Source organism: Alteromonas sp. AWM4_230 (genome assembly GCF_056158305.1).
In genome coordinates, this window is the sequence record NZ_JBSWTB010000001.1 from 149,696 (window position 1) to 166,258 (window position 16,563).

At 41.2% G+C, this 16,563-nt stretch carries 15 protein-coding genes and 1 pseudogene; 3 read left to right on the forward strand and 13 right to left on the reverse strand.

What is annotated here, in order from left to right; translation table 11 throughout:
• Window positions 1-4 precede the first annotated feature (4 nt).
• Both ACXACS_RS00590 and ACXACS_RS00595 read right to left on the reverse strand, forming a co-directional pair.
• Complete coding sequence (locus ACXACS_RS00590) at window positions 5-823, reverse strand: DNA/RNA non-specific endonuclease (protein ID WP_474802834.1); 819 nt, start codon at window positions 821-823, stop codon at window positions 5-7.
• Window positions 824-1,015: 192 nt separating this feature from the next.
• Complete coding sequence (locus ACXACS_RS00595) at window positions 1,016-1,144, reverse strand: hypothetical protein (RefSeq protein WP_474802836.1); 129 nt, start codon at window positions 1,142-1,144, stop codon at window positions 1,016-1,018.
• Between the two features lie 378 nt (window positions 1,145-1,522).
• Between ACXACS_RS00595 and ACXACS_RS00600 the strand changes: the two are divergent.
• Window positions 1,523-1,678: pseudogene (locus tag ACXACS_RS00600) on the forward strand (DNA repair protein RadA); the annotation flags it as partial.
• Window positions 1,679-1,909: 231 nt separating this feature from the next.
• A complete protein-coding gene (locus tag ACXACS_RS00605) occupies window positions 1,910-3,436 on the forward strand; it encodes a P-loop ATPase, Sll1717 family (RefSeq protein WP_474802838.1) in 1,527 nt (508 codons plus the stop codon).
• 323 nt (window positions 3,437-3,759) lie between these two features.
• On the opposite strand, the gene ACXACS_RS00610 is transcribed toward ACXACS_RS00605, so the two are convergent.
• The 3 genes from ACXACS_RS00610 to ACXACS_RS00620 form a co-directional block, all read right to left on the reverse strand.
• A complete protein-coding gene (locus ACXACS_RS00610; protein WP_474802840.1) occupies window positions 3,760-4,077 on the reverse strand; it encodes a hypothetical protein in 318 nt (105 codons plus the stop codon).
• 208 nt (window positions 4,078-4,285) lie between these two features.
• Window positions 4,286-4,582 (reverse strand): hypothetical protein, encoded by a 297-nt coding sequence (locus ACXACS_RS00615; protein WP_474802843.1) that lies wholly within the window; start codon window positions 4,580-4,582, stop codon window positions 4,286-4,288.
• A gap of 148 nt (window positions 4,583-4,730) precedes the next feature.
• A complete protein-coding gene (locus tag ACXACS_RS00620; RefSeq protein ID WP_474802845.1) occupies window positions 4,731-5,078 on the reverse strand; it encodes a hypothetical protein in 348 nt (115 codons plus the stop codon).
• 109 nt (window positions 5,079-5,187) lie between these two features.
• On the opposite strand from ACXACS_RS00620, the gene ACXACS_RS00625 reads away from it, so the two are divergent.
• Entirely contained in the window at window positions 5,188-5,418 is a 231-nt protein-coding gene (locus ACXACS_RS00625; RefSeq protein WP_474802848.1) for a helix-turn-helix domain-containing protein, read from the forward strand.
• 261 nt (window positions 5,419-5,679) lie between these two features.
• On the opposite strand, the gene ACXACS_RS00630 is transcribed toward ACXACS_RS00625, so the two are convergent.
• The 8 genes from ACXACS_RS00630 to ACXACS_RS00665 all read right to left on the reverse strand — a co-directional run bounded on the left by ACXACS_RS00630 (window position 5,680) and on the right by ACXACS_RS00665 (window position 16,403).
• Window positions 5,680-6,087: a hypothetical protein gene (locus tag ACXACS_RS00630; protein ID WP_239241744.1), complete on the reverse strand. Its 408-nt coding sequence runs from the start codon at window positions 6,085-6,087 to the stop codon at window positions 5,680-5,682.
• Between the two features lie 2 nt (window positions 6,088-6,089).
• Entirely contained in the window at window positions 6,090-8,354 is a 2,265-nt protein-coding gene (locus ACXACS_RS00635; protein ID WP_474802850.1) for an integrase, read from the reverse strand.
• Window positions 8,347-9,933, reverse strand: a complete 1,587-nt coding sequence (locus ACXACS_RS00640) for a site-specific integrase (protein ID WP_474802853.1) — start codon at window positions 9,931-9,933, stop codon at window positions 8,347-8,349. Before ACXACS_RS00640 ends, ACXACS_RS00635 begins: the two co-directional genes overlap by 8 nt.
• Window positions 9,934-9,951: 18 nt before the next feature.
• Complete coding sequence (locus ACXACS_RS00645; protein WP_474802856.1) at window positions 9,952-11,256, reverse strand: tyrosine-type recombinase/integrase; 1,305 nt, start codon at window positions 11,254-11,256, stop codon at window positions 9,952-9,954.
• 183 nt (window positions 11,257-11,439) lie between these two features.
• Window positions 11,440-12,024 carry a single-stranded DNA-binding protein gene (locus tag ACXACS_RS00650; RefSeq protein WP_334058631.1) on the reverse strand — a complete coding sequence of 195 codons (585 nt, stop codon included), beginning with the start codon at window positions 12,022-12,024 and terminating at the stop codon, window positions 11,440-11,442.
• Window positions 12,025-12,291: 267 nt separating this feature from the next.
• Window positions 12,292-13,854, reverse strand: a complete 1,563-nt coding sequence (locus tag ACXACS_RS00655) for a sodium/sugar symporter (protein ID WP_474802859.1) — start codon at window positions 13,852-13,854, stop codon at window positions 12,292-12,294.
• A 361-nt stretch (window positions 13,855-14,215) separates the two neighbouring features.
• Window positions 14,216-15,355, reverse strand: a complete 1,140-nt coding sequence (gene galK, locus ACXACS_RS00660) for a galactokinase (RefSeq protein WP_025256943.1) — start codon at window positions 15,353-15,355, stop codon at window positions 14,216-14,218.
• The gene (locus ACXACS_RS00665) at window positions 15,348-16,403 is read right to left on the reverse strand and encodes a UDP-glucose--hexose-1-phosphate uridylyltransferase (RefSeq protein ID WP_474802861.1); all 1,056 of its coding nucleotides are present in this window, start codon (window positions 16,401-16,403) and stop codon (window positions 15,348-15,350) included. The genes galK and ACXACS_RS00665 overlap by 8 nt, the downstream gene beginning before the upstream one ends.
• Between the last annotated feature and the right edge of the window lie 160 nt (window positions 16,404-16,563).

Consider the following 16,563-nt stretch of genomic DNA (forward strand, 5'->3'; position numbering starts at 1 on the left):
CCCTCTATCCGTTTCTTGAATGGCATTTACGGTTAATATATAGCTCTACAGATTGAGCATCCGCAGGTAGCTCACGATTGAGAAGCTGAATTACAGGCTTGTAAGTGTCAAATTCCAAATTTAGTAGTGTCAGCAAGCCCGCTTTTGTTAACGTATTTTCTGTTAAAGGTTGATATGCACCTTCGTCCGAATTTTCGAATATCCATGCCGTATAGAAAGTTTGATTTTGTTCATCCAAAAACTTAATTAGCTTCCAAAACCTATCTGGTGTTTTGACTAATCCGTGGCTAGCGATAAAGTGGTCATTATCAGAATCGTTGCCAACAATGACACCAGAGTAGACGGTTGTTCGTCGATATTCTTCTCTATAACACTCTGTTAACCTCTCACTTTTTCTCCATGCGCCATGTCGATTCAAAGAGGCGACTTGAGGCACAAGGTTTGTCATAAAGTTAGTTTCAAGCGCAGCTGCTTTATCGTTGTCGAGATGGTCGATTGCTGTTAGGTGCCCCACGTCATATCCCGGTTCGACGGGATTATATTTTTTGTCTGACGTTTGCTGACAGTTAAGTGCGGCTGCACTGGGATCTATTTTATAATTTCGACTTGACGTATCTGCGTCACCCGTGTCCTTCGTAAGTCCTACCCAAGACACCAATGGTAAATTTAAAGGACAGTAATTGATTGTCTTGTATAACTTGTAATCGCACTGAACAAAGTTCTTGCTGCCATCACTCAGTAATTCGCAAGCTGGAAAAGCAAAAGATTTAACGCAAGTTAAATTGAGTAAGAATAAGAAAAGAATGACTTTCTTAAAATTCATCGTCTGCGTCCTTGTAAGCGATTTGTTTATTATTTAACCTGTTTTTTCTGCAAGTCAAGAGTTTCTTAAAAGAATTGGGTAAAAATCAAACAGGTTGTTCGCAATAACTAAAAACTTGATTTTACTTTTGCAGGTAACAAGCTAATGATTGGCTACATGCTCTTGAGCATCCTGCAGTAACTTCACAGCTGTTTAAATGGAAACGACAACATCGTCGTGAGGTATTGAAAATTCATTTTCTATTGGCTGCTGCAATGCAACCAGATTGCTCAAAAGTACTTCTGCTTGCTCTATCAAAATCTGTTTTCTACTGACTGGCATCTTTTAATCCGATTAACTCTTGTTTCCAAAAAGGATTAAAAACGTGCTCAAAGAATAATACTGTACCTGATGTCAGATTTTGCAAATCAACGTTTCTTTGCCCAAAAGCGGCAATTCACAATTTAGGCTTATGGTCCTCCTAGAGAAAGCTTCAGCAATTGATAATGCCACATGTGACAGGCCATTTTAGACAAACAACGGACATTCAACTTTCTGATTTGCTACTGCAGCATTGTGCCATTTCCGGATCGTCGATGCCATCTGAGTGAACGAGTGCTATGGGCTGGTAGGAGACAATTACCTAGAATTTGTAATGTGAATCAAGCCTTTGTTATTAATACACAAAATAAAATGGCCTGTAGGTTGCGTAGTTTTTAAATACGGCCCGTACCCAATGGCACAGAATGCTTACAGGAAGCAGCAAAACATGGGTTTAGACACGCAATAGTACCGGAAGCAAATCGACCCAAAAAACAGGTTGAAGGGTTGAATGTGACTGGGGTGACTCGGTTGTCTGAGGCGCGGGAGGCTGTGTATACCTTATCAATAAGAGTGAGGTTTTACGTACAAATTGAGAAACGTCTTATTCAAATACGTCAAAACTACCTGAAAGCTATACTGGATATAGTTTAACGAATGAGAATTTTATTCCGCAATATCACTACATGTTCATTTCATTTGACTTTGATCAATTTTTAACCAAACATTGTTCAAAACTATTGCCATATGAGTTAAAACCCTGATTTTACATGGAGGTAACCGATTTTGTTTCACTACAAACATCCTTTTGGGGAAGCTAGCTGCGAAGACGAGATAAAAGTACTCAAGGAAAACTATGAAAATTATTATTTCGAAGAAACTCCTTTTAATACAGCGACGCTAGAAGACGATTGTTATCTAATAATTGGTCGAAGAGGTACTGGTAAGAGTTCACTCGCACACTACTTTACATTTCAAGATGAAATTGAAAACTCAAGATGTATCGATATCGACGAGCCTGAAATTTTTTCGAATGTCCTAAAAAAAGTCTCAAAATTTTCAGATCCCGATCCGACTATAGCAATTCCAAGGATAGTAAAAATATGGGATTACATTTTTTGGACGCTCATATTTAGTAAATACAAAGATCGTTCTCCAGAGATAGGTGCTGCATGCTTGTCACAGGACTCCAAAGGCTCTTTCCTAATCAGAAGTGTTTTAAAACACATATTGGAAAGATTTTTACCTGATGATTCAGAACAGCTTTCAGAATCTTTAGAAGATTTTCTGTCCTCCAAAAGTGTCCAATTGGCAAAAACAAAAATGCTTGAAATAGCAAAAAATGAGCCGGTTATCGTCGCTATGGACTCTTTGGAAAAATATTCTGTTGATAATATTGATGTAATGAATTCTCTGGCGGCACTTATACAATGCTCAAGCAATTTTAATATCGAATACAGTCGTCAAGGTATTCATATTAAAACGTTTGTTTCTGCTGAAGTTTTTCCGTATCTCACCGAGTCAGCAATGAGTAATACGGTCAAGTTCGTTAGACATCCAGTTTACATGCATTGGAGACCAAAAGATCTCATGCGTTTAGTAAGCTGGAGGTTTTATAGACACTTGGATCGTTATTTCAAAGGTGCGATTTCTTCACCACACAAAATTAAGTGGTCAAATTTCTCAGATGTATTAAATAAAGTTTGGATTCCCCATTTTGGCGAATCGATCACGAATGGTTCAGGTATACCCGAAAAGACTTTCCCTTATATTTTGCGACACACACAAATGAGACCAAGACAGATAGTTGTGTTGTGCAATGCAATCGCTAGAAATGCAATAAATAAGGAGTTTTATCCACTTTTTAATGAGCGACCCGCTGATATGATTGCGATCGTGAAAGATACTTCAGTTACTTTAGCCAATGGCGTAATTAATTCTTACTCGACTGTATATCCGAATGTTAACAAGGTTTTGGATGCTCTTAGTGGAGTGCCTAACATATTTGAAGGCAAATATTTAGATAGAATAGCTCAGCGAACAGCAGCCGAATGGCCGAATGGTGAGTACTCTAGAACGAGGTTTAAACAAATAATATCAGAGTTGGGTATTGTCGGCGTGATACGCCAGCAAAACGAGAACTCTAATATCATTGAGGCTGATTTCGAATACACAGTAAAAGACCGATTAGCAATCACTGCAGAGGACAAATGTGTGATTCACCCTATGTTTTATGAAAAGTTCAGGATAGAAATCGTAGAAAAGGTAGTTGTTTATCCGTTTCCTGATAATCCAGAATTTCATTATGCGTGACCTTAGAAAAAATGAAGACGGAGTCGTGCGTCCCTAACTCTGTTCGCTTACCCTGCTCTGGTCGGTGGCGTTTATAGGTATGCGTGTGAGTGGCTAACAATGGCGTCCTTGCCAAGGATTGGTTGCTCAGTGTGCAGATGTTTTTGCTATTAGTCTACTGGCCATTGAGATGGAAAATTCATTGCTCCAAGGTCCGGTTTACGTACAAAGCAGAAGTAGCTAGTCAATAATCTGTTGGTCCGCAACTTATCTTATGGCGCCTGTCAGATGGTATTTAAACCAGCAAACAAAAGTGTCAGACTAGATATTTAGTGCTTCTAATGTTATCTAGCCTGCTCGTCTATTTTCATATTCCCAGTCTCAAGTCTGAGCTTTCTAAATCGGTCACTGTCGGGGTACAAAGTAAATGGCTGCCCCGATGCTCTCAACTTACCTTCCCGATAGAGCCGCTCAATAACTGTTTTATACTGAGGTAAAAACTTGTCAACTGACGTGTAATCAGAATTTCCCATACCTTGATAGTAACTTACGTAAAACAAGTCGTCATCCAACGATATCAATAGTGACGGTGAGCTAATCCCATCATCTGTCCACTTCTTGAGCGTTTCTATTATGTTTTCGGTGCTAGAATCTGAATTCATAGTCTTTCCAAATTTGAAGTCATGCTAACCATTTAGCACTTTGAAATTTAAATGCTCATGTCGAAATAGTACGCCCCCACCAAAAACGGTTCCCTATCATTGGTTCGTACAATTCCACATTTGATTCCAAGGCAGCAACAAATCAACTCTTAGAGCTTCGCTTTTTATCCGAGTTCGAGTTAACTTTTGTAACTACCTATTCGTAAAACTATGCTTTTTCGGAGAAGCGCGCCGAAACGGCGTAAAAACCATGGAGGTCTTTTAGCTTATAGTTAATTCGATGAGCGAGCATATGCCTCCCCTCGTCGTCGAGAAACCTCGTCATCGCAAGTAATTCAAGGTTGTCTTTGGCTACGCTCAGTCTATTTAACTTGGAGTGTATATAAATATCATCAAGCCCTTTTTCTTCAAGGACTGCCCGTACATCGTACATTAGAGAAAGTACTAGTCTCCTTTCTTTCTCTAGTTTTGCAAAGAGTCTGTCAACTGATGAAACTTTACCCATGCTTTTTGTCCTTTTGAAGTTAACGTTAATTTACCTACACAAATATTATCGGGTATTTCAGCAAGTAAAAAAAGACATCAAAATGATGTGTGCGCGAACAATAAAGTCATTAATTTTCAATACTTTAAACCATCTCTAAATAATATTTCTATGCAGGCCTGTCTGTGGCCAAGTATTTTTCGTAGTTCCTAGTATGAAAGTCATTAATAAACCACATTTGAAAAAAAGGAGTTGTTATCGATGGGAGAATGCCTTCTCTTAAAACTTCATAAAGGCCTTTTTTTCCCTCAGATACGTAGACTTGACAACAAAAGTGGTAATAAGGCTGAACGAGTAGAGCTCCTTCATTTTCGATTCGATTGTGATTTTCCATCAATTGCGCCACGCCATCCCGATACTCTTTCTTTTCTTCAATATTCGATATCATCGCTTGCGCACCGACTTTGAGCAGCTTCTCTACATTTTCAGACATTGGGTCGCTATCTATATCTTCCATTTCAAGTGTTTACCATTGTTAATTAAGCTATCTATTATACATACTAGCAGGCAAATGCCATTTTGGCTCCATTTTGGAGACAAATAAAAACAGCATCATAATGATGCTTATGAAAAAAACTATCACTACTCAGCAGTACGCCGCTTTGATAAAGTGGTTGGTCTCTGCAAGAAAAGCACAAGGTCTTACCGTTAGACAGCTCGGTGAAATGATTGATGAAACACATCAAATTGTAAGCAAAATTGAGCGTTGTCAGAGAAAAATCGATGTGTATGAGTTTGTTCAATACTGTGAAGCATTAAACCTCAACCCTGAAGATGGTTTGAAGTTATTAAAGTGAAAAGCAAAACAGTTATTTTCTATGCTATACACACTTCTATAGAAATGATGCTATTTTCCCGTAACAAAACACTACTCTGATAGACTGTCCTACACATTTAAATGGCTCGCAAAGGCGAGCGCTGAACGCATGCTGTATATCTATCAAAGTCACCTGTAAGTCGGCTGTGTCTAATTCAGACTGTCAGGTCAGCCAGTATTAGATTTGATATAGGTAAGAATAACTGTTTTGACTAACATACGGTTTTAGTCTGAAAACGATTTAATCACGTTTGCTTTCAGGAAGTGGTCGATTAAGTTGGTCTTGCTTCATTCCATGTATATGAGCGTTGTATTGCCAGACAAGAAACTGTTCCAGTAGATTTTTATTTTCTCGCTCTAATCGAGCATTCTTTCGATTTAGTGTTTCAATCTCTTTGGCTGCGGCGGCTAAAGAACTGGGTAGCACTTTGCCTCCTTGTTTCTTTCTGCCTCTGAGGTGGAGTTTTAGCTCATCAAATGCGCTTTTTATTCGGTCATGACTTTGCAGTGTTTGTCGTGTGTGGCTGATATCTAAGTCTTCATCCAGAGCAGTGCAAAGCTTCTCCCAAGTCACTTTCTTACTGAGATCCCATTCGTCAATGTATTCAACAATCGCCTCAATGTCGTTATCAGTTAAATGCTTTGCCATAATTAAAAATCATCCAAGACAAAGTCGTTATAGTCTAAGTCGTCATCGTCATTTGGAACCACAATACCAGTTGGCGCCAGTAGCTGATCTATAGAGACAAACTCTACTGGGACTGTATCATCAGCAATCTTGTTTTTACGGAGATGATTCTCAATCTTAGGTAACCTTTTGCGGCCGTTAGCCTCTAATGCTCTGTCTAAGTGTGTCACATTCTCAGCGTCAGCTAGTTTAATCATGTCGCCATCTTTGACATCATCGCTTGTAAGCCATTCTATGAAGCTCTCACAACGCTTTATGGTGGTCAGTCTGCGCTGATACCACTGCTCTGCACCTTTCACTCCATCATTAACTGCTTTTTCGTCTCCTCGCAGTAATAATCTTTCCTTCTTGAGCTTTTCCTGAATCCGCTTAAGCCTATCGTCATTGCCTTTAGTACAAACTAGTTCATTACAATTTAAACAATCTCGGTGTTTCATACAGGGTTCGTCGATATATGAATGCTTGCATTCACCGTATTCAGTAATATGAACAGCAAGACTTGCACGAGTATTGTGCTCTTGCAGAGAGCGCATATTGCCTTTCACTATTTGGACTTTGAACAGGCTTCTAACGTCACGGTCCTCTAGTAGCTCACCTTTAGATTGATGTTCTAACCAATCATGGTTGTACTCTTGCTCATCCGTATGGTCGTAATACCGATTGTGTTTTGGGTCAGCTCTACCCGCCCATTTAGACCTTAATGTATCACTCATTCCATTAACAGAAGCCATGGTGTCTAGTAAATGTCGAGGTTGATGACTTCTTAACTCCAATCCCTTGTATCCATGACGAGCGAAAATCGAAAGATTACCAGCAGCGACTTTACCAGTGGAACGGTTTTGCTTAATCGTAGGTTTTAAATCCTCATTTAAAGTCGTAATATCAGGAATCCAAAGCTCTGTATATATAGTTCCTTTGGATGCACTGAATTGGTTAACAAAGCCAGCATAGAGCGCTTCTGACCACTTGAGTTTAACCTTTCCTTTTTTAAATGGTATGTACGGCCATCCTTCTGGTAGCCTTGCTCTTACAATTTTATTTAGGTCTCTTAATGAAACTACATAGTCAGCTCTTTTTATACCAACTTTAGTAAGGAGTTGATTGCCAGATATTCTCGCTTGTGTATGGGTTAATAGAGATGTGTCCAGGCCAAGTGCAGCGACTGCTTGTGCTTTTGTAAGTAACTTGTCTTCATCGACTCTCGGACAAAGAGGATGACGAGGAAAGTCATCCGACTCTTCAAGCATTTTTGCAAACTCCCTGGCTTGTTTTGACTGCTCCTTCAACCTCGTTATCGCCGTTTTAATGACAGGGTTCATGACATCAGGCACCCATTTATTTTCGTAGCCGTAACCTTTTCCCGAAAACCACCGTATACCTATTTGCTCTTCAACAGGGAGCTCGTCGTCATTGTCGGCCAGCAAAATCTCTGTTCTATCATCTTGTCTTAATACCTTGTCAGAATCTCGCTCAGTGTCATTCTGCGACTTTTTAATAATATGTACATCAATACAATCAGTTCTAAGATAAAGAGGCTCAGAACCTCTTTCAGGAGCGCTCATCATCAAGCTAAATGTCGACGTTGTAAATATATCCCTCGGGGTAAGCTCTGAATCTTTCTTTGCGAATATTGCTGCCATTGCCATTATCGAGTTTTCATCGGGCATTTTGCTTTCTCGGTACTCTTGACCAACGTCGCCCGTAAGATCTTTTTTGTCTTTTGGTTTAGAGAAAGGATTTTTCCACTCAAAAGGCTTTATCATTTTGTGATCAATTAAAAACTTGCGCATGAAGTTTAACTTCATTCCCGCTTGATATGCGGCGCCCTCCGCCATATTAGCTTTAGCTTCTTGGGCTGCCTGATCGAAATCTCTGGGAAGCAATTTAGGAATTACCACTTCTTCACCACGCTTTATGAATGCAGCTTCCAATGCTCTGATTGCATAGAAATGCGCATACATAGACGCGCCACTCTTTATTGCTTGATATTTTATGTAAGCTTTTGCAAACCTAATAATTGAGTCATCAAGCCAAGTAGATTTATCTTTTTTTCGACTATTGACGCCCATTTTTGTGAAGTTACCGAGACCATCCCAATAATAAGAACTGTAATTCATTTTGGAATTTGGATTTGGAGCGCTTTCAACTTCGCTGATGAAGTCTGCAATATTCTTCTCAAAATCAAGCTCATGCTTAGGAGTAAATAGTAAAATCTCGGTTTCAGTCATTATTCTTTTTCTTCTCTTCACAAGCTTTCATCACTTGCGCAACAGCTAAGATAGCGCTGTCATTGATTTGCACTACCTTTGCATCATTAAGTGTTTCGGCTAACCTATTGCGTTCTTCGAGCAGCCATTCCAGCACTTCATAATGTGGCGCGTCTTTCCAAGGCAAAAATTTGGGGCAGAGATAACAAGCTACAGGGGCATAGTCGGTGCAATAACCTCTAGAACCACAACTACCGACATCACACCCTTTATCAGCACAAGGAATGCGAGTAGCATCAGGATTAACCTGAAATGCATCTTCTTCATCTGCGACAATCTCACCTTTGAATGCACTTGCATAGCGAGCCAACGGGTTATTCATAATGCTTGAGATTTGCTGACCTAACTCAGGTGAATTAGCAAAGTATACTCCAACATGCTGAGTATCTAGATGATCTAATAATTCGGCGATAGTTGTCATGCCTGCCTTGGCCTCTGCTGCCCTTGTTCCACCACTGTATCGAAAGCGATACGCGGTTGTTTTCAAAAGCTTTCCTGTGCGCTCCGATATAATCTTTAGCTTATCAACTATCGCTTGCAACTCTCTTGTTAATTCATTTGTCGTTAAATGTGGAATTTCACTTTCAATATAATCAAGTGCATTATCGGTACTACACTCACGCAAGTCGTCTACCAACCTGTGGTTAAAAAACATCGGTAGTTCTTTCGCTTCTTCCTCACTCAGCTTCCGACCTAGCTTGACCTCTACCTCTCTAATCGAGTTTTGGATATATTTTGTTAGGACTAAACCAATACTTTCGACTAATGCAAATGGCTTTGACTGCGAGCGAAATTTCCTATTCTTACCTTTAGCTCGAGGAATATTAAGTATGAAGATAGTCTGCCGAGTAGCCAGTGTGTTTGAGTTCGCTTTGAGGTCCTTTACTTTTAACTGCTTCAAATTTGCTGGCCTTCTAAATGTCGCCATGAATAACTTTACAAGTGAATATTCTCTATCCGATACAGTGTAATCAGCATATTTATAGTCCAAGGATGAATGAATCGCTCTAAACTCTAACTCACTAAACGGACCATCTACTGGGTCCTGGCTCAATACTGGAACTCCTCTTTCACCTCCTCCTAGCACCCAAGTATTAAACTCTTTCATAAAGTCTTCTGGCACATAAAATCCAAGGTAAATCATTTGGCGAAAGAATGCTCGAAGTCTGCTTGTGCAATTATCCCTTGATTTCTCTGGTGTTGATTGTTTGTAATTTAACAATCCTGATAAGGTAAACCCTCTGCCATGCTTGAGAAACCTTCTTAGTTCGACAGCATGCATTCCAACATAAGCTGCCGATCTAGTTTCAGCAAAATATGCCAGTGTATACAATATATTCTCACGAAATTCGTCTGAATAGAGTTGTATAAATTTTACTCCAACTGTGTTTTCGGAGTCTAATACCCACATATCATCAGTTATTTGAAACTCGAATCCACTAAATGAAATTCTGCTATTTGATTCAGATTTTGTGTCAAAAAAACCGGAAGTACCTCGATTAGACTCTGAATGTGCATTATTAGTATTATGTTTGTTCATGTAGTTCTCTATACAGGTCTAAAATGGAAGGTCTTCGTCATACTCAATACTTTCCTTTGTCGCAAAGTCAGCATCTTGCATATTCAGCGCAAGCGTCATAGCGCGCTTTGCGTTATGTCGAGAGGCGTACACAAGTGACATTGTCGAACCTTGTCGCCAGCCCATAAGTTGGCAGCGGTCAGCCTCTGATTTATTTTCATTTGTTGTGCCAGCGGCGATCGCTCTATCCATTGCTTCACTGAAACGATCGTTCCAAGTATGGCGGAGTCGGTGCGGATGCACATGAAAGCCCAATGTTTCGCTTAGTTGTGCAAATATTTTTTCGGCTGCACTTATCGATAAGGGGTTTAATTTACCTTTCCTTACACGATGAGAAACAAATAAAAACTCATTAGTGGCAACATTCTGTAAGTTTGCCCTATGTTCGTAGATGTAATTATCAAGGATCTTTTGGAGCTTAGCCGACAATGCCAAGCTCCTTCCACTGGTTTTAACCTTTGGTTGGTTAATTCGTGAGTCGTTGACATCATCAGCATTTCGCCTTATCACGACGTAGCGTTTTCCTTTTCTAACAACCAGGTCTTGAAGCTTCACATTGAGACACTCGCCTAGTCGCACACCCAATGCCCACATAAACATACACATTGCATAGTTGCGTACCCTAATACTTTCGTCGTCCCATGGGTTATCAGAATAGTCGGGGCGAATACGATCAAGGAAAATTGCGTATTCGTCACGAGTTAGAGACTTGTATGTAACGGCCTCTAGCATCTCTCCATAAGTTGGACCCTCATTCTTTTGAGGTCGTAGTTCAGTAAAGTAAAATTCGGTCCTCGTTTCTGTGTAGGGATGATGATACTTTTCAAGCCAACTAGCGTAACGTAAAAAAACACTGATTCGGTTGTACTTGGTTTGCCAATGAACCTTGTTTTCTTTTTTTTCTGCGACAATTGAATACCTAGCTGTTTCTAACATTCTAGGTTTAACCACTTTAAGCTTCGTAACTTTGCTGTTTATTGCTTTAAGTTTTACTTTCGTTGCTTCACGGGTGATCCCTGCAAAATAAGCAATCCTCTGTATTTCTTCATAAGTAAGAAACTCGGCTTTAGCGATTCTTGATTCAACATCAATTTCTAAACCGTTGCACACCTCTAAAAAAAAAGAAACATGCTCTAACGCTTTTTGACAAGAAGAAGCTGCTTGTCCATCGTTTCGATAAACCATGGTGGCAAATAGGTTCGGGTATTGTAGTGGAATCCCCTCATCATTTAAAAGAATCGAATATCTTTCACCTGTTTTACTAACAAATAATTTTGTTCTCATAATGCACAAGACTATACAGAAGTATGCACAAGACTATACAGGTTTCTAAGTAACAATAAACCTGAAGATTGAATACAAAAAAAGTTTACAAAGAAAATCAATTCAATGTAAACTTTTGATTCAATATCAAGTTGGTAAAGGCCTACAGAGTAAAACTTTACAAAAATGGGTCTTAAGTACTAGCTAGAACGGAATATCGTCGTCGAAGTCAAAATCTGGCTCAGCCATTGGTGGGTTCTTAGGCTGACCTTGGTTGCCACCTTGAGGCGCTTGATTATAGCCGCCACCTTGGTTTTGATTGTAACCACCTTGTTGACCACCGCCTTGCTGTGGCGCTTGATTATAGCCGCCCTGCGCTGGTGCTTGGTTGTAACCACCTTGGTTGTTTTGAGGACGCTGATAACCACCGTTACCGCCGCCACCTTCACCGCCACGACCGCCAAGCATTTGCATTTGGTCTACGATAATTTCGGTAGTGTATTTATCCTGACCTTGCTGATCTTGCCACTTGCGCGTTTGCAATTTACCTTCAACGTAAATCTGCGAGCCCTTTTTCAGGTACTCTCCGGCAATTTCTGCTAAGCGACGGTACATTGTAAGGCGGTGCCACTCAGTGCGCTCTTGAACCTGACCCTGTTGGTCTTTCCAGCTTTCGCTAGTTGCTAGGCTTAAGTTCGCAACGGCGTTTCCGTTAGGCATGTATCTAACTTCAGGATCATTGCCAAGGTTTCCAACAAGAATAACCTTATTAACGCCTTTCGTTGCCATTGATGTCTCCTGTAACGTTTTTAGTGGCTTGCTGTATAACTCTTCTTAGTAAGACATCAGCAAGCGCGAAAGTTCATCGAATATTAGCCGGTTAGTATATCGTATTTTATGAGGGAAAATTGAAATTTTTCGCCTCACGTTTACTCCACTAACTGCAACACGTTCTAGAACTTAACAAAATTTATTGTCAGCGTCTTCTGAACTTTCGCGTTGTTTTGAGCAGAACTTAGTTAGGGCGTTACTATTAGAAACACCCTCTTGTACTTGCTACCACCACGTAATATAAAACGCTGCCGTCAAAATCACTACAGCGATTGAAGCTACGTTAAAACCACTTGTGGTTTTGAACTGCACTTCATTTATATCAACCGCGTTTTCGCTAACGCCCTTTTTCTCCAGAAGTGAAACAACTACAGCCAGAGCAACACACAGTAGGAACACGAGGCCTACACGGTCAATAAACGGTAGTTCTGGCCAAAACTGTCTAAATACAATGCTTAATAAAAATGAACCTAACGCGGCAAGCAGGCCACCGTTTGCCGTGGTTTTCTTCCAGAACATACCTAATACGAAGAGCGCGCAAATGCCTGGCGTAAAGAAACCGGTAAACTCTTGAATGTATTGGAATGCTTGGTCGAAATTACCTAATAACGGTTTAGCTACCACCATAGCAATAATTAGCGCGACCAGGCTTACGATTCGCCCTACTTTTACATAGTGCTGCTGTGACTCGTTCGGGCGCTTATCTTTATAAAGGTCCATAGTAAAAATAGTGGACACGCTGTTTGTCATTGAGGCTAGTGATGACACAATTGCCGCCACAAGCGCGGCGAAGATAATACCTTTAAGGCCAACAGGCATTAGCGTCATCAAGCTTGGATAAGCTTGGTCAGGCTTAGCTAGGTCAGGCACAATTAGTACCGCAGCTATGCCAGGCAACACCACAATTAATGGCATAAGTAACTTAAGGAATGCCGCAAACGCGATACCTTTTTGGGCTTCTTGCACGCTCTTTGCCGCCAACGTACGCTGAATAATGTACTGGTTAAAGCCCCAGTACGACAGGTTCATTATCCACATACCGCCAACCAGTACAGAAATGCCCGGCAAGTCCATATAGTGCGGGTTGTCTTTTGACAAAATCATATCGAATTTTTCAGGTAGTTTATTGGTTAAATCGACAAACCCCTGAATAACACCGTTTCCATCACTGATTAGGTTTAACGCAGTATACGATAGGAACAGTCCGCCAATGACTAACAGCACCACTTGAATAATGTCGGTTAACGCAACCGCTTTTAGGCCGCCATAAAGTGAGTAGGCTAGCGAGAAAAGACCTAAGAACATCATGCCGTAAACCATATCGACACCAGCAATGGTATTGATAGCCAATGCACCTAGCCACAGCACAGCTGTCAGGTTTACAAAAACATAAACGCCTAGCCAGAATATTGCCATTACCTTACGCACGCGATGATCGTATCGCTGCTCTAAGAATTGAGGCATGGTGTAAATTTTATGCTTTAAAAAGATAGGTAAAAAGAACTTGCCCACAATAAGCAGTGTAATGGCAGCCATCCACTCATACGACGCTATAGCAAGCCCTAGCTGGTAGCCTGAGCCAGACATACCAATGATTTGTTCGGCAGAAATGTTGGCGGCAATTAACGATGCGCCAATCGCCCACCATGGCAAGCTTGAGCCCGCTAGAAAGTAATCGTTAGTGTCTTTTTGGTGGCCCTGCTTTTCGCGCGAAACCCACCACGCAATTCCGATAAGCGCGACGACGTATACCACGAACAACGTGATATCTATTGATGCTAATTTCATAGTTTTTCCCAAAGTTCTTATTTTGGGTGCGGCGATTGTTATGCAGGGTACACAGGTGAAAAATTGTTTTTATTATTTTATTAGTTGTTGCCACACCAGTGTCACGTTTTTTACAACGCGTTTTTCGCATTCTACGATAACTGTCAACCGGTCAGAAAGTCACCGATAAACGTATCGTGTTACTGCGGGTAGTATTAGTAACACACTTTGTTGATCTTTTTTAACAAGAAACATGCAATTTTGTAAAAAAAAGCCGCTACCTATGGGAGCGGCTCAAGGGACACAAACAATTCTAACCTTTAGGATTGTTTAGAAAAGGGAGAGGTTTTCGTTTCTAATCTTTGTTTTCATTCATGCGAATTTAAGCAAATGCGCCTTGTGTTGCGGTGCACACGTAGATGTCTGCATGGTAGCCAGTTTCGTCAAAGTATTTGTCTGCTACTACTTGCTTCACAGCATCAACTTTGTCTGTAGGGGCAAGCGCTACTACGCAGCCGCCAAAACCACCGCCCGTCATACGGACACCGCCAGATTTGCCAAGCACTTCACCGATAATCTCAACCAAATAATCAATTGGGCGTACGGTAATTTCGAAATCATCACGCATAGAAACGTGAGACTGGGCCATAGCGTCACTTACCGTTTCAATATCACCAGACTTTAACGCTTGGCTTGCGGCCAACGTACGCGCGTTTTCAGTAATGATATGCTTTGCTCGGCGATAAACCACTTCAGGCATGTGTGCTTTGGCTTCTTCTAGCATCTCCATGGTTGCTTCGCGCAACGATGAAACACCCAGTAGCGATGCACCTTGCTCGCACTGCTGACGACGCAAGTTATACTCGCTGTCTACCAAGCCACGTTTCACATTCGAGTTGATAATCACGATTTGATGCGAGTCAGGAAGCGGTGAATGTTCGATGGCTAACGACTGACAATCAAGCAGCATTGCCATACCTTCGTTACCCATGGCTGAGATTAACTGATCCATGATGCCGCACGAACAGCCTACGAAAGTGTTTTCTGCTTTTTGACCTAATAGCGCAGCTTGTACACCATCAAGAGGCAATTCATACAATGCGCTTAGGGCTTTCAGTATTGCCACTTCAAAAGACGCTGAAGAGCTTAAACCGGCGCCTTGTGGAACATTACCCGTTACCAACAAATTTGCGCCGCCAAAATCTGGCATCGCCTCTTTTAGTACTTTCACTACGCCGCGAACATAGTTTGCCCAACCTTGTTCCTCGTCGTAATTAATGTCTGACAATGAGAACTGGTTCTGCTGATTTTCGTAGTCCATCGCAGTAACCAGAATGTCATTATCGTCGCGCTTCGTTGCCGCAACCCAAGTACCAAAGTTGATAGCAGCCGGAAAGACGAACCCTTCGTTATAATCGGTGTGCTCACCAATGATGTTCACTCGACCAGGGGCGTGTGCTATTAACGTAGGCTCGTTGCCATAATGCGCTTCAAATTTAGAAGAAAGTACTTGGTTATCCATTGGTATTCTCACGTTGCTTGTAGTGCACCGTAGGCAGTGCTTTTAATCTGTCTGCCGCCTGTTCAGGGGTCAAATCTCGTTGTGCTTCGGCCATCATTTCGTATCCAACCATAAACTTGCGAACACTTGCTGAGCGCAATAGCGGCGGGAAGAAATGTGCATGAAGCGTCCACTCAGGATGGTCTTCATTATTAAATGGCGCACTGTGCCAACCCATTGAATATGGGAAAGACGTTTCAAATAAATTGTCGTATTTAGCTGTTATCTCACCAATAATTTTCGCAAGTGAAAGCGATTGCGAATCAGATAGCTTATGCAAAGATTGAACATCAAAACGTGGCAGTAATAGCGTTTCAAATGGCCATGCAGCCCAATATGGCACCACAACCACCCAATCATCGTTTTGGCATACTACACGCTCTTGCTTATTAACTTCTTGCTCAGCGTAATCCAACAACATAGGCGTGTTATTTTCACCAAAGTACTGCTTCAGCTGTACTAGTTTTTTTGCTGGGTCTGTGGGAATGTGCTGCTGCGCCCATACCTGACCATGTGGGTGTGGGTTTGAACACCCCATCATTGAGCCTTTGTTTTCAAAAACCTGTACCCAACGATAACTCTCACCCAGCTCAGCGGTTTGTTCTTTCCACGTGTTAACCACATCTACCCGTTCTTCGTCAGTAAGCTCAGGAAGTGTTTTACTGTGATCTGGAGAAAAACAAATAACGCGACTACAGCCTTGCTCTGTTTCAAATTGGAACAGACCTTTTTTCTCACTGGCTTGCTCAGTATCTTGCTTGAGCGCAGCAAAATCGTTTTGAAAAACGAACGTGCCTTTGTAGTCTGGATTTACCTCGCCATTTACCCGAGTGTTAGTCGGGCACAGATAACAAGTAGGGTCGTAAGATGGCTTTTGTTCGTTATTCGGCTCTTCAGAAGCCCCCTGCCAAGGACGCTTAGCACGGTGTGGTGATACAAGCACCCACTCTCCCAACAACGGGTTATAACGGCGATGCGGATCATTGGTTGGGTCGAAAGGGGTTCCCATAATCACTCTCTCTGCATTAGTCAGTTACGCTGAGAAGCGCAACGTCAAATAGGGTTAAACGTTTACCCTAGTAATAATATAGCAAGATATACTGTTTATCAATTAACTAACAAAGAAAATTAATTGTTAAATTAATAACAATTAATTTTCTTTTAGCACT

What these genes read in the sequence shown, in the direction of transcription:
- ACXACS_RS00655 (WP_474802859.1), bottom strand. Translation starts at nt 13,854, where the DNA reads ATGAAATTAGCATCAATAGATATCACGTTGTTCGTGGTATACGTCGTC.
- ACXACS_RS00640 (WP_474802853.1), bottom strand. Translation starts at nt 9,933, where the DNA reads ATGAACAAACATAATACTAATAATGCACATTCAGAGTCTAATCGAGGT.
- ACXACS_RS00615 (WP_474802843.1), bottom strand. Translation starts at nt 4,582, where the DNA reads ATGGGTAAAGTTTCATCAGTTGACAGACTCTTTGCAAAACTAGAGAAA.
- ACXACS_RS00610 (WP_474802840.1), bottom strand. Translation starts at nt 4,077, where the DNA reads ATGAATTCAGATTCTAGCACCGAAAACATAATAGAAACGCTCAAGAAG.
- galK (WP_025256943.1), bottom strand. Translation starts at nt 15,355, where the DNA reads ATGGATAACCAAGTACTTTCTTCTAAATTTGAAGCGCATTATGGCAAC.
- ACXACS_RS00620 (WP_474802845.1), bottom strand. Translation starts at nt 5,078, where the DNA reads ATGGAAGATATAGATAGCGACCCAATGTCTGAAAATGTAGAGAAGCTG.
- ACXACS_RS00630 (WP_239241744.1), bottom strand. Translation starts at nt 6,087, where the DNA reads ATGGCAAAGCATTTAACTGATAACGACATTGAGGCGATTGTTGAATAC.
- ACXACS_RS00645 (WP_474802856.1), bottom strand. Translation starts at nt 11,256, where the DNA reads ATGAGAACAAAATTATTTGTTAGTAAAACAGGTGAAAGATATTCGATT.
- ACXACS_RS00595 (WP_474802836.1), bottom strand. Translation starts at nt 1,144, where the DNA reads ATGCCAGTCAGTAGAAAACAGATTTTGATAGAGCAAGCAGAAGTACTT.
- ACXACS_RS00635 (WP_474802850.1), bottom strand. Translation starts at nt 8,354, where the DNA reads ATGACTGAAACCGAGATTTTACTATTTACTCCTAAGCATGAGCTTGAT.
- ACXACS_RS00625 (WP_474802848.1), top strand. Translation starts at nt 5,188, where the DNA reads ATGAAAAAAACTATCACTACTCAGCAGTACGCCGCTTTGATAAAGTGG.
- ACXACS_RS00665 (WP_474802861.1), bottom strand. Translation starts at nt 16,403, where the DNA reads ATGGGAACCCCTTTCGACCCAACCAATGATCCGCATCGCCGTTATAAC.
- ACXACS_RS00590 (WP_474802834.1), bottom strand. Translation starts at nt 823, where the DNA reads ATGAATTTTAAGAAAGTCATTCTTTTCTTATTCTTACTCAATTTAACT.
- ACXACS_RS00650 (WP_334058631.1), bottom strand. Translation starts at nt 12,024, where the DNA reads ATGGCAACGAAAGGCGTTAATAAGGTTATTCTTGTTGGAAACCTTGGC.